Origin of the sequence: Streptomyces sp. NPDC015144 (assembly GCF_043079735.1) — a bacterium.
GTDB lineage: Bacteria > Actinomycetota > Actinomycetes > Streptomycetales > Streptomycetaceae > Streptomyces.
Genome location: NZ_JBIBUU010000004.1, coordinates 138,836 through 150,878, shown reverse-complemented (window position 1 = coordinate 150,878; position 12,043 = coordinate 138,836). Strand labels below are relative to the sequence as shown.

Here is a 12,043-nt window from a genome sequence, read left to right as displayed (position 1 = left end):
GCGCGCCCCGCCGTGGCCAGGGGGCGGGTGGCCCCGCGCACGCCCCGGCCGGGCTACCGTGGCCCGGTGATCTCCGTACACCGCGCCGAGGACCGTTACCTGGGCGGCGACCGGGCGGCAGGCATCCTGTCCCGGCACGCCTTCTCCTTCGCCGGCTTCTACGACCCGGACAATCTCCGCTTCGGCCCGCTCATGGCCTGCAACACGGAACGGCTGGAGCCCGGCGCCGGTTTCGAGGAGCATCCGCACAGCCATACGGAGATCGTCACCTGGGTCGTCGAGGGCGAGCTGACCCACCGCGATTCCACCGGCCACGCCACCCGCGTACGCCCCGGCGACCTCCAGCACCTCAGCGCCGCCTCCGGCGTCCGCCACGTCGAACGCAACGACGGCGACACCCCGCTGACCTTCGTCCAGATGTGGCTGGCCCCCCTCGAACCGGGCGGCGAGCCCGCGTACACCGTCGTCCCCGGCCCGGTCCGCGCCGGCGACCCGTACGCCGTACCGGCCGCCGGAGCCGTGCTCCACGCGCTCCGCCCGGCGGCGGGGGAGCGGGTCGGGCTGCCGGACGCGCCGAAGGTGTACGTCCAGGTGGTGTCCGGCACGGTACGGCTCGGCGACGAGGAGCTGGGGCCGGGCGACTCGGTACGGATCAGCGGCGAGCAAGGGCTGAGCCTGCTCGCGGACGGCCCGGCGACCGAGGTCCTGGTCTGGGAATTCGCGGGCTGAGGCCCTGCGGGTGCGCGGCCAACGATGTGGCTGGGGCCAAAGGGTCGCGCGTGGCGTGGGAGAGCTGCCGCAGTCTTTCGGCGTCAGCCAACCGCTCCACAGGGGGAGACCCATGAAGCACTTCAAGCGCGCACTCGCGGGCGGCACCGCGTCGATCGCTCTCGCGTCGGGCCTGCTGGCGGGGGTCACCGCGGGGTCGGCGTCGGCCGTCGAGGCGGCGAGTGCCCGGTACGGGTGCAACTCCGGATCCGCGTGCATCTACCCGGAGGGCGTCTTCGACTACCGGAACAGCAAGCCGACCAACCAGTACTTCCAGGCCGGTGTCCACAAGCTCTACTCCCAGGAGGGCTACCACTGGATCTACAACAACCAGACCGACGGCTGGACCATCCGGATGTGCACGGGGAGCAACGGCACGGGATGCGAAGCCCCCATCCCTCCGGGCGGCGGTGTGTGGATGAACCTCACCCCGATCAACTCGGTCGTCATCCAGCCTTAGCCTTAGCCGTAGCGGTAGTCGGCTCCCACCGTCCGGGGCCGGTCCTTCGCGCGCCGGTCCGGGGCGGTGGGCCCGAAGAACGTCACGCCGGGCCCGGTCCCGGACCGTGGTCCCCGCGCCACATCGACCACATCGGCGGCCCCGACCGGAAGGCCATCTCCTCGTGCACGGCGAACCCGTGCCGCTGGTAGAAGGTGAGGTTGCGGCGGTTGCTGGACTCCAGGAAGACCGGCCGCCCGTCCGCGTCCGCCCGCTCCAGCAGCCCGCCCAGCACCCGCGCCCCGCGCCCGGTGCCGCGCGCCTCGGCCCGGGTGCCGATGTACTCCACGTACCAGTGCTCGGGCCCGGCCGGATGGCGGTGCTCCATGGTGAACAACCGTCCCATGGTGCGCGGGAGTTGGGCCCGGGTCGCGCGCAGCAGCGGCCCCGCGTTCCGCAGCAGGTACGTCGCCGGGAGCTTCCAGGCCCCGGGCTCCGCCCACACCGCCGCGACGGTGCGTTCCGGATCGGTCCACACCCGCCCGGCCGGGACCTGCTGGGCCAGATGCGCGGTGAACAGCAGCCGCAGCCGCCGGTCCCGGTCGCGCGGCATCAGCCAGCTCCAGACGGGGTCCTCGGCGTACGCGTCGGCGAGCACGGCGGCGAGCGCGGGGACGTCGGCGGCGGTCGCGCGGACTATGTCGGCCATGGCCGAGGAGTGTAGGTCCGCCCGTGCCGCAGAGGCCATGGGTACGGCCGGTGCGAAGCACCTGTTGATCGGATCACCTGAGCGAAATCCGGCAAGAAGGGGGCGTTCGTACGGGCTCCAGGTCGCCTGCGCCGGAACCGGGCAGATCGTTCTGTCCGTGACGGGCGAGGACCGTGCCCGTCGGAGGATCGACTGCGACGGCGCTCCGGTCCACCAGCGAATCACGGCACCGGCGACCACGGTCGTGATCAAGGCCGAGGAGGTTTCGGGGGCCACGGGAATGGTGGGTTGGCGGCTGGACAGGGTTGCGGAGTAGAGAGAGCGGCCGATTCCGCCGCGCGAGGTCTACCGGCCACCGCCCCGGCCCAGCACAATCGCCCCTATGCCGACCGCCCCGGGCGCGCCGCCGCCCACGCACCACACGCCTGTCCGGCTCGCCCGGGGGTTCCTCACCGGTGGAGTGGCCGGGGCGTCGCTCGCCGCGCTCGTCGTGGGCGCGATCGTCGAGAGCGTGCCGCTGTTCGTCACGGGGCTCGCCCTGCCCCTGGTGTACGGGGCGCTGCTCTTCCTCGCCGGCGCGCCGAGGCGTGCCCGCGAGGCGGCGGTCGTGCCCCGGACGGCGCTCGCGGTGATCGAGGCCCTGGAGGCCGTCGGGGGCGAGTCGAGCGACGTGCCGGTGCGGTTCGGGCTCACGGTCGTAGCGGACGACGGGGCGCCGTTCCGGGTGGAGTTCACGCAGGACGTCAACCTCGTCGAGCTGCCCGACTACCGGCCGCGCGGTGTTGTGGTGGTCCAGTACCCCCCGGACCGGCCGTGGCGGGTGCGGATCGTGAAGCGGCCGACACCGGAGTGGGAGGACCGGGCGGCCTCAGCCCGCTTCGACGCGGTGCCCGGGGCCGGGGCGGCCCGGTGGGCCGAGCCGCCGGAGGGTCGCGCCGACGGCTTGGTCGCGCTTCTCGGGTTGCTGGTCGGCGCGCTCGCCGTGATCCTGCTCTTCCGCGCGGACCTCTTCGGTACGGACCCCTCCGGCCGGGGCGGCGCCACGGAACCACGGCCCTCCGCCTCCTCCACGGCGTCGACCACGGCCGTGTCGTCGGCGTCCGGAACGGTCACCCTGGGGCCGGGACGGTCGTTCCTCGACAAGGGCGAACTGGCGCGTGCCCTGGGCTCGTTCACCGAGGGCGGGCGGGCGCGCCGGGCACTCACCCTCGTCGTACAGGAACGCATGCTGACGGTGGTCTTCCTGCCGTCCGGGACACCGGCGCCGGGGTTCGCCCCCGGTGCGCTGCCCCGCGACCGCTTCCCCGCCCTGGTCGAGGAGGCCACGACCACCCTCGGCGTCCGCTCCCCGCGGACGTGGCAGATCACCGCCGACCGCCTCACCGGCTCCCTCGTCGTCAGGGTCGTCGTGACCGGTCCCGACGGAGTGGCGTCCCTGGAGGCGAACGGACAGGGCGAGGTGGTGCGGCGCGCACCCGTACGGTGACGCGCCCGGGACCACACCGCTCCGGACGGCGGCCGTCCCTCGGACTCTCGAAGTGTCAGGAGAGGAAATCGGATGGGCTGGCACGGATATCTGGCGCTGTGGTGCGGTGTGTGCGGCACGGTCGCGCTGGTCGGCCTCGGGCGGTCGCTGGCCGGGGCGACCCGGGAGCAGCGCATGGTCCGGACGAGGGGGCGGATCGAGCGGGTGGGGGAGCCCCGGCACGGCAGCTCCCCGAGCGACGGGATACCCGTGGTAGTCACCTTCCAGGACCCCGCCACCGGGCAGGAGTTCACCGTCACCAACGACGGCGACCGGGGCGAGCGGATCGGCGCGGCCTGGACGGGCCGGGAGATCGGCGTCCACTACCCGCCCGGCAGGCCGCACGCCCACCGGTTCACCAGCGACCTCTCCGGGGGCGGGCGCGGTCTGGGCGTGCCGCTCTTCGCGCTCTTCCTCGCCTACGCCGGACTGGTCGTCGCCGCCGCGATCGAGCGGGGCTGGCCGTGGGCCGTGCTCGGCTTCTGCGGGCCGTGGGCCCTCTCCGGCCTGTACCACCTGCCCGAAAACGTCCGCGACAGGAACCGTCGGCTGGACGAACTGGCCGGCCTGACCGCCGTACCCGGCCGTGTCGTCGCCGTGCTCAAGAACGTCAGCGTCGACGCCGACGACGGCCACGTCTCCACCCGCCTGGTGCCGGTCCTCGCCTTCACCACCCTCGACGGCAGGGCCGTCACAGCCTACCGCGAGTCGGGGCTGCGGGACCCCGCCGGATCGCGGGGCCGGGCCGTCACGGTCCACTACGACCCCGACGACCCGGCCGTGGACCCCGACGCCGAACGCCGTTCCCGCAAGCGGGACTTGGTCATCGACGTCGTGGTCCTTCTGGCCGTGGTGGCGGCGGCCGTGGTGGGAGCGGTGGCGCTGTGACGCGGGGGACGGCCGGGGCACCATAGGGGCATGGAGTTCCTCTGCTACCACCGTGACCGCCCCGGCTCCCTGCCACTCCGCCACGAACTGCTGGAAGAACACTGGTCCTACATGGACCGGTACGCGAAGGAGATGATCGCCCGGGGGCCGACCCTCACCGACGACCGCGAATCGCCCACGGGCAGCGTGCACATCGTCGACCTGCCCGATCCCGCCGCCGCCCGCGCGTTCGCCTTCGACGAACCGGGTTACCAGGCCGGTGTCTACCGGGACGTACTGCTGCGGCGGTGGCGCAACCTGCTGGGGCGCACCATGTGGGAGCTCCCCGGCGGCGGGACCGACGGCGACCTGTACCTGGTGCTCGGCCTCGGCGCGGGGCAGGCCGCCGACCTCGCCGTACCGGCCGACCGGGACCAACTGGTCGCCTACGGGCCGCTGCTCTCCGACGACGGTGCCGCCTGGCTCGGCACGGCGGCACTCCTCCGGGCACCGGACCCGGGGACGGCACGCACCGTCCTGACGGCGGACCGGTACGCCGACATCGAGGTGCACCCCTGGCAGTTCGGCGGACGGTCGTGACCTGACGCGCCCCGGCGTGGAGAGCGGACCGCGACGTCGACCATGGAAGGCTCGGGGGCCGGGGACCGGGCCGGACGGCGGTCGCCCGGTTGGACGGCTTGAGGTGCCCGGCGCGTCATGAAGGGGGAGCGTGGGGGAGTGAAGGGCGCGGTTCCGTTCGGGAGCCGTGCCCGGGCCGATCCAGCCTGCCGAGCGGTGAGCGGAAGACTCTTATGCCGGGAAGCGCCGAATGGGGAAGTCCGCCCCCCGTCCTGCCGGACCAGATCGCCGCGGCCGCACGCAGGATGCTGCTGCCGCACCTGCGGGACGTCGTCGGCCGGATTCCCCCGCCGCTCCACACACCGTGCGCGTACTACTTCGGGTGGGTCGACGAAGCGGGGCGGACGGTGGCCTACCGGGGCCCCAGCTTCCGGGTCGTCACGCTCGTCCTGCTCAGCGCCGGTGTCGGGGGCGGCTCCTGGCGGCGGGCGCGGTCGGTGGCCGCCGCGTGTGCTCTCATCCACGGCTACGGGCTCATCTGCGACGACGTCATCGACGAGGACGCGGCGCGGCGTGGCGTTCCGACCGTGTGGAAGGCGTTCGGTGTTCCCACCGCCATCCTGGCCGCCGACACCCTGCTGACGATGGCCCTCACCGAGCTGACCGAGCTGACCGAGCCGTCCGGGCGGACGCCGCCCGTCACCGCCGAAGTGCGGCGGGTCCTGCTCGACGCGATGCACGGGGCGTTCCGCGCGCAGGCCCTGGAAGCCCAGTACCAGCGACGCGGCGGGGCCTCCCTGCGGCAGGCGCTGGAGGTCGTCGACGGCAAGAGCTCCGACTGGGTGGCCGCCTGTTGCGAGGCCGGTGCGCTCCAGGGCGGAGCCGACCCGGCCCGTGCGGAGCTGATGCGGTCCTTCGGGTGGCACCTGGGCAGGGTCATGCAGGTGCGTGACGACCTTCTGGACGTCTACGGGGAACCCGGGACGGGCGTGCCGCCCCGGCGCGACGACCTGAGGGCCCGCAAGAAGACGAGTATCGTGTGTGCCGCCCTGGAGTCCGGCCACCCCTTCCAGGACGAGCTCGCCCTCTACTACCAGCGGCCCGACGGCCCGCACGACGGAGAACTCGGCCGCATGGCGGACCTCGTCGAGCGGTGCGGCGGACGCGACTGGGCCGAGCGCGCGATCGCCCACCACCTGAGGCAGGCGCGTTCCTGCGTGTGCCGCGCGGTGAAGGACCGGCGGCTGGCGGAGCTGATGTGCGCCTACGCCGATCAGTTCACGCACCGGTCCGTCGGGGACGAGGCCATCGAGCCGGCCGGGCACCCGGTCGGCCCCGGTCCGTGACCGGAGGCCGGCCCGCGCCCACCGCCTTTCCCGGTTCCACCTGGCCGAAGGCCGAAGGACGAAGGACACATGCCGAGCGACGTCGAGTTCCACATCCCCTTCCCCAGCGCCGTCAGCCCGGACGCCGCGGCGGCGGACGAACACCTCGTGCGGTGGGTTCTCGCGCAGAATCTGCTGGCACCGGGGCAGGCGGGCTACTTCGCGGCCATGCGGCTGGGAACCTGCGCCGCCCGTGTCTACCCCGGCGCCCGTGGTGAGGACCTCCACCTCGCCGCCGACCACATGGCTCTGTGCAGCCTCGTCAACGACCTCGTCGGCAGCACCGGTGAAGTACGGGCCGAGAACGCCGCCGAGGTCTGCCGCGACCTGCTGGCTCTCTTCGAACACGACGAACCGTCCCGCCCCGCCACGCCGGTGGGCGCCGCCTGGTGCGGTCTGTGGCAGCGCCTGCGCGACGGCATGCCGGAAGCGTGGCGAAGGCGCGTCCGCCAGGAGCACACCGCGGTCTTCGGCGCCTATCTCGGCCACCGCATCCGCCGCACGATGCCGACCGCCGACCAGTACCTCCGGCGGCGGTACGTCACCACCGGGCTGCCCCTGGGCCTGGCGATCGCCGAACGGGTCGAGCACTGGCACGCGCCGGAGTGGTTCCTGGGCACGCCACGTGCCCGCGCACTCCTCGAGGAGGCGACGAAGCTCGCCATCCTGCCGAACGACGTCTTCGCCGTCGAACGGGAGGAGAACCGGGGCGAGGTCGACAACATGGTGCTGGTCCTCGAAGCCGCCGGCCGTACCCGGGACGAGGCCGTCGCCGAGATCCGGGCGATGGTCCGGCACGCCGGCGAACGCTTCCGCCGGCTCACCGACCGACTGCCCGCCCACTACGACGACCTCGGGCTCGGCCCGGCCGACCGCACCGCGGCCGACACCTACGTACGCGGGATGCGCCACATGTTCCGCGGCAACTACGACTGGATGATCACCGGCTCCGCCCGCTACGACCGAGGGGCCGCCTCCCTCGCCGTCGCCTCCGGCTACGAGGACGGCCCGGCCGTCGCCGGGGCGACGGCGTCCCGGGGGCGGGCCCCGGAGGGCGCCCGGCTCAGCGGCCGCCGCCGCGCAGCTCCGCGAGGACCGCGTCGGTGAACGGGGGCCACGCCTCGACGGCCCACGGGCCGAAGGCCCGGTCGGTCAGGGCGACGCACGCCGCGCCCGCGACGGGGTCGATCCACAGGAACGTGCCGGACTGCCCGAAGTGGCCGAAGGTCGCCGGGGACGACGAACCGCCCGTCCAGTGCGGGGACTTGGAGTCGCGGATCTCGAAGCCGAGGCCCCAGTCGTTGGGGTTCTGGTGGCCGTAGCCCGGCAGCACGCCCTTGAGGCCGGGGTGGACGACGGTCTGCGCGGCCGCCACCGTGCGCGGGTCGAGCAGGCGCGGGGCCTGCACCTCGGCGGCGAAGCGGACCAGGTCGTCGACGGTCGAGACGCCGTCCTTGGCGGGCGAGCCGTCCAGCGTGGTCGCCGTCATCCCGAGCGGTTCCAGCACGGCCTGGCGCACGTACTCCGGGAACGGGATGTCGGTGGCCTTGGCGATGTGGTCGCCGAGCACCTCGAAGCCCGCGTTGGAGTAGAGACGCCGGGTGCCCGGCGCGGCCATGGTCCGGTGCTCGTCGAAGGCGAGCCCGCTGGTGTGCGCGAGCAGATGCCGTACGGTCGCGCCCTCGGGCCCGGCCGGCTCGTCCAGTTCGACCGCGCCCTCCTCGTACGCCACCAGCGCCGCGTAGGCCGCGATCGGCTTGGTGACCGAGGCCAGCGGGAAGCGGTGCGCGGTCGGGCCGTGCGTACCGACGACGGTGCCGTCCGCTCGTACGACGGCCGCCGCCGCGGTGGGGACGGGCCAGTTGTCGGTCATCGCCAGGCTCTGCATGCGTACGAGCGTAACGGGCGGGGGAGGACGGGCCCCGGGCGGATCAGGAGGACGGTGGGGTGGCCGCGTCGAAGCGGGCGCGGTGGGCGGCGATCTCGTCGTGGTGGGTGCCGGCCCAGTCGATCAGGGGGGTCACGGCGGAGAGAAGCGTGGTCCCCAGACCGGTCAGCGCGTACTCCACCCGAGGGGGCACCTCGGGGTAGGAGGTCCGGGTGACGAGGCCGTCGCGGCGCAGCTGGCGCAGGGTGTGCGTCAGCATCCGCTGGGAGACGCCCGGGACGGCGCGCTGGAGGTCGGTGTAGCGCAGCGGCCCGTCCTGGAGGGCGCTGATCACGAACACCGCCCACTTGTCGCCCGCCCGCTCGACGATCTGCCGGATGACCTCGCCGTTCTCCGCCGGCCAGCGGGCGCAGGGGCCGGGCGGGACGGGCCGGGGGACTGCCTCCATGGCCTGCGGCCCTCCTCTTCCGCACACGCGTGTGCCTTTTGTGGCGGACTCCGTACCCCTCCATCATGGCGCCGTACGGCCGGGCCCGGAGAACCGGCCCCGGGCCGCGCCCCCCACCTGAGGAGAACGACGATGCTGATGCATGCCGCGACCGTGTCCCGTTTCGGCGGACCCGAGGCGGTCGAGATCACGGAGGTCCCGGTTCCCGTACCGGGCCCCGGCCAGGTGCGGATCAAGGTGGCCGCGGCCGCGCTGAACCCGGTGGACGCGGCCATGCGCTCCGGCGTCTTCGGCGGCGCGGGCGAGCGGATCGGGCTGGGCTGGGACGTCGCCGGCGTGATCGATGCCGTGGGCCCGGGAGTGGAGCAGGTCCCCGGCGACCGGGTGATCGGCCTGTCCACCGGCCACCACACCCCGCTCGGCACGCACGCCGAATACGTGGTGCTCGACACGGAGGCCGTCGCCCCGGCGCCCGCCCGCCTCGACGACGTACACGCCGCCACGCTGCCCCTCAACACGCTGTCCGCCGCCCAGTCGCTGGACATCCTGGCGCTGCGCCCCGGGCAGGGGCTGCTGGTCACCGGGGCGGCCGGTGCGGTCGGGGCCCACGCGGTGGAACTCGCGCACCTCCAGGGGCTGGGCGTCACCGCGCTCGCCTCGCCCGCCGACGAGGAGTTCCTCCGGTCCAGGGGCGCCGAGCGCTTCCTGCCCCGGGGCGAGCGGCCCGCGCCGGGGGGCTGGGACGGTGTGCTGGACGCCGCGGGGCTGGGCGCGGAGGCGCTGGCCGCGGTCCGGGACGGCGGCGCCTACGTGGGCCTGTGGCCGGGCCGGGAGCCCTCGCCCGAGCGCGGTGTCCGGGTCGGCGCCCTGGACGTACGGGCCGACGCCGCCCGCCTCGCCGAACTGTCCCGCCTCGCCGACCGGGGCGAGGTGCTGGCCCGCGTCGCCGCGACCCACCCCCTCGCCGAGGCGGCCGAGGCCCACGCCCGCCTCGCCGAAGGCGGCCTGCGCGGCCGCATCGTCCTCGTACCCTGAGCACCGGGGCCTTCGGCCCGTTCCGCGCGGGGGCGGAGGGACGGGTCGTCCGGGCACGAGGAACGGGGGCGGGGATGACTGGCTGGGCGCGGGTTTTCTTCCTGGTGTCGATGGGTGCGGTGACCGTGTCCGTCGGACAGCCGTGCGGAGGGGAAGGGGCGTGACCTCGTTCCAGGCACATGAGCGCCAGGAGGACTCTCCGGGGTACGCCACCCTGGCTGATGCGGCGGTCAGCCAGGCGGTCTATCGGGGGCTGGAGGCGCCGGTCGTGCGCCCGGAGGCGGATGTCCGGCGGGCCGCGTGGTGGCGGGTTCGCGGCCTTCGGCGCGCGGCGCAGCTGCCCCTGCTGGTGCTGGTGCTGGCGGTGGACGCGGCGACCCTGCTCGTCAAGGCCCAGTACCCCGGGGTCGACGCTCCGGTCTGGATCTACTCCCTGCCCCTGCTGACGGTCTTCGTCCTCGGCCTCGCGGTGGTCGGCGGCCGACGGGCGCTGCGGATGGCGGGTGCGGCGCGGCGGACCGGGCCACGCGTGCGCTACACGCTGCTGCACAGCTACGTGACAGAGGCTCCCTGGCTGGTCCTCTTCGCCGATACGGCGGACGACGAAGCCGAACCGCTGGGACTGCTGCCCCTTCGGTACGGTCCGCTGCGCGACCGGTTCCGGGAGCTTCCACCGCCCGTCGGCGAGGCCGTACTGGCGGGAGGGGCGGAACCGGGGATGGAACCGGGGACGGTGGTGGTGCCGTGGATCGACGGACGCGCCTACTGGCCCGAATCCGGGCTCCAGTCGTTCGAACCGGACAATCCGCGACACCTGCGGTCGCTGTCGGAATTGATCCGCCCCGAATAGCGGCCCCCCGGGCCGGGGTGTCCGGCGCGCTTGCTTCGAGTGCACTCCAAGGTTCTAGCGTGGAGGGCATGACGGTGATGGAGAGCACTTCCCCGAGGGTGGACGTCTGTACCGCGCCCCCGCAGCCCCATCCGCGTCCCGAGGGGCGGGACCGGTACACCATCAGCGAGGTCGCGGCCCTCACCGGCCTCACGGCGCACACCCTGCGCTGGTACGAGCGGATCGGGCTGATGCCGCACGTCGACCGGTCCCACACCGGGCAGCGCCGGTTCACCAACCGCGACCTCGACTGGCTGGCCTTCGTCGGCAAGCTGCGGATGACCGGGATGCCGGTCGCCGACATGGTCCGGTACGCGGAGCTGCTGCGCGAGGGCGAGCACACCTTCGAGGAACGGCAGGAGCTGCTGGAGGCGACCCGCCGCGACGTACGGACGCGGATCGCGGAGCTGCAGGACACCCTCGCCGTGCTCGACCACAAGATCGACTTCTATGCGAGCGCCCGGACGGCGCCGGAAAGGCCATGTGCCTGATGACTGAGGACAGGATCACCACGGTGGAGCTCGGCGACGGCGGCCCGCGGGTCGGTGTGCAGGGGCTCGGCTGCATGGGCATGAGCGAGTTCTACGGCGACACCGACGAGGCCGCGGCCCGCGAGACGCTGGAGACGGCGCTGGCGGCGGGCGTCACGCTCTTCGACACCGCCGACATCTACGGCAGCGGGGCCAACGAGACCTTCCTCGCCCCGTTCGTCGGCGCGCACCGGGACGAGATCACCCTCGCCACGAAGTTCGCCATCGAGCGCCGGGACGACGACCCGCACTACCGGGGCGTGCGCAACGACCCCGCGTACATCCGCACGGCCGTCGAGGCCAGCTTGCGGCGGCTGGGCACCGACGTCATCGACCTCTACTACATGCACCGGCGCGACCCGGCCGTCCCGCTCGCCGAATCCGTCGGCGCGATGGCCGAGCTGGTCCGGCAGGGCAAGGTCAAGCACCTCGGGCTGAGCGAGGTGACCGGGGCCGAGCTGCGCGAGGCGCACGCGGTGCACCCGATCGCGGCGCTCCAGTCGGAGTGGTCGCTCTTCAGCCGGGACGCCGAGCGCAGCGCCGTGCCGGCCGCCGCCGAGCTGGGGGTGGCGCTCGTGCCGTACTCGCCGCTCGGCCGGGGCTTCCTCACCGGGGCGTTCACCGACGCGGCCAAGGAGCTGTCGGACGGCGACTTCCGGAAGCACCAGCCCCGCTTCACCGGTGACAACGCGAAGAAGAACGCCGCCCTGCTGGAGCCCGTCCACAAGATCGCCGCCGCGCACGGGGCGACGGCCGCGCAGGTCGCCCTCGCCTGGGTGCAGCAGCGCGCCCAGGTCCACCAGCTGGCCGTGGTCCCGATCCCCGGTACGCGCAGGAGCAGCCGGCTGCTGGAGAACGTCGCCGCGACCCGGCTCACCCTGAGCGCCGAGGAGCTGGCCCTGCTGGAGCCGATCGCCGGCCTGGTGGCGGGCGACCGCTACCCGGACATGAGCAACACGGCCACGGCACGCGAATAGGCCC

General features: G+C 73.9%; 14 protein-coding genes. 11 read left to right on the top strand and 3 right to left on the bottom strand.

Annotated elements, in window-relative coordinates:
* The first annotated feature begins 66 nt into the window (after positions 1 to 66).
* The gene (locus tag ACF08W_RS09630; RefSeq protein ID WP_392278951.1) at positions 67 to 729 is read left to right on the top strand and encodes a pirin family protein; all 663 of its coding nucleotides are present in this window, start codon (positions 67 to 69) and stop codon (positions 727 to 729) included.
* A 112-nt stretch (positions 730 to 841) separates the two neighbouring features.
* Positions 842 to 1,228, top strand: a complete 387-nt coding sequence (locus ACF08W_RS09625) for a hypothetical protein (RefSeq protein WP_385204453.1) — start codon at positions 842 to 844, stop codon at positions 1,226 to 1,228.
* Positions 1,229 to 1,310: 82 nt separating this feature from the next.
* On the opposite strand, the gene ACF08W_RS09620 is transcribed toward ACF08W_RS09625, so the two are convergent.
* Positions 1,311 to 1,916 carry a GNAT family N-acetyltransferase gene (locus tag ACF08W_RS09620; protein WP_392278950.1) on the bottom strand — a complete coding sequence of 202 codons (606 nt, stop codon included), beginning with the start codon at positions 1,914 to 1,916 and terminating at the stop codon, positions 1,311 to 1,313.
* Between the two features lie 382 nt (positions 1,917 to 2,298).
* Between ACF08W_RS09620 and ACF08W_RS09615 the strand changes: the two genes are divergently transcribed.
* From ACF08W_RS09615 to ACF08W_RS09595, 5 genes are all read left to right on the top strand, one after another.
* The gene (locus ACF08W_RS09615) at positions 2,299 to 3,402 is read left to right on the top strand and encodes a hypothetical protein (protein WP_392278949.1); all 1,104 of its coding nucleotides are present in this window, start codon (positions 2,299 to 2,301) and stop codon (positions 3,400 to 3,402) included.
* Between the two features lie 72 nt (positions 3,403 to 3,474).
* A complete protein-coding gene (locus ACF08W_RS09610; RefSeq protein ID WP_392278948.1) occupies positions 3,475 to 4,329 on the top strand; it encodes a DUF3592 domain-containing protein in 855 nt (284 codons plus the stop codon).
* Between the two features lie 30 nt (positions 4,330 to 4,359).
* Complete coding sequence (locus ACF08W_RS09605; protein ID WP_352275124.1) at positions 4,360 to 4,908, top strand: YciI family protein; 549 nt, start codon at positions 4,360 to 4,362, stop codon at positions 4,906 to 4,908.
* A 212-nt stretch (positions 4,909 to 5,120) separates the two neighbouring features.
* Positions 5,121 to 6,233 (top strand): polyprenyl synthetase family protein, encoded by a 1,113-nt coding sequence (locus ACF08W_RS09600; RefSeq protein ID WP_392278947.1) that lies wholly within the window; start codon positions 5,121 to 5,123, stop codon positions 6,231 to 6,233.
* A 69-nt stretch (positions 6,234 to 6,302) separates the two neighbouring features.
* Entirely contained in the window at positions 6,303 to 7,379 is a 1,077-nt protein-coding gene (locus ACF08W_RS09595) for a hypothetical protein (protein ID WP_352275122.1), read from the top strand.
* Here ACF08W_RS09595 and ACF08W_RS09590 read toward each other — a convergent pair.
* A complete protein-coding gene (locus ACF08W_RS09590) occupies positions 7,336 to 8,160 on the bottom strand; it encodes a serine hydrolase domain-containing protein (RefSeq protein WP_352275121.1) in 825 nt (274 codons plus the stop codon). The two genes, ACF08W_RS09595 and ACF08W_RS09590, sit on opposite strands and share 44 nt — an antisense overlap.
* Positions 8,161 to 8,203: 43 nt before the next feature.
* Positions 8,204 to 8,608: a winged helix-turn-helix transcriptional regulator gene (locus ACF08W_RS09585; protein ID WP_392278946.1), complete on the bottom strand. Its 405-nt coding sequence runs from the start codon at positions 8,606 to 8,608 to the stop codon at positions 8,204 to 8,206.
* Positions 8,609 to 8,746: 138 nt separating this feature from the next.
* Here ACF08W_RS09585 and ACF08W_RS09580 point away from each other — a divergent pair, with 138 nt between their 5' ends.
* From ACF08W_RS09580 to ACF08W_RS09565, 4 genes are all read left to right on the top strand, one after another.
* A complete protein-coding gene (locus ACF08W_RS09580; protein ID WP_392279064.1) occupies positions 8,747 to 9,643 on the top strand; it encodes an NADP-dependent oxidoreductase in 897 nt (298 codons plus the stop codon).
* Positions 9,644 to 9,803: 160 nt separating this feature from the next.
* A complete protein-coding gene (locus ACF08W_RS09575; protein ID WP_392278945.1) occupies positions 9,804 to 10,493 on the top strand; it encodes a hypothetical protein in 690 nt (229 codons plus the stop codon).
* Between the two features lie 68 nt (positions 10,494 to 10,561).
* Positions 10,562 to 11,023 (top strand): MerR family transcriptional regulator, encoded by a 462-nt coding sequence (locus ACF08W_RS09570; protein WP_352275119.1) that lies wholly within the window; start codon positions 10,562 to 10,564, stop codon positions 11,021 to 11,023.
* Entirely contained in the window at positions 11,023 to 12,039 is a 1,017-nt protein-coding gene (locus ACF08W_RS09565) for an aldo/keto reductase (RefSeq protein ID WP_385204477.1), read from the top strand. Before ACF08W_RS09570 ends, ACF08W_RS09565 begins: the two co-directional genes overlap by 1 nt.
* The last annotated feature ends 4 nt before the right edge of the window (positions 12,040 to 12,043 follow it).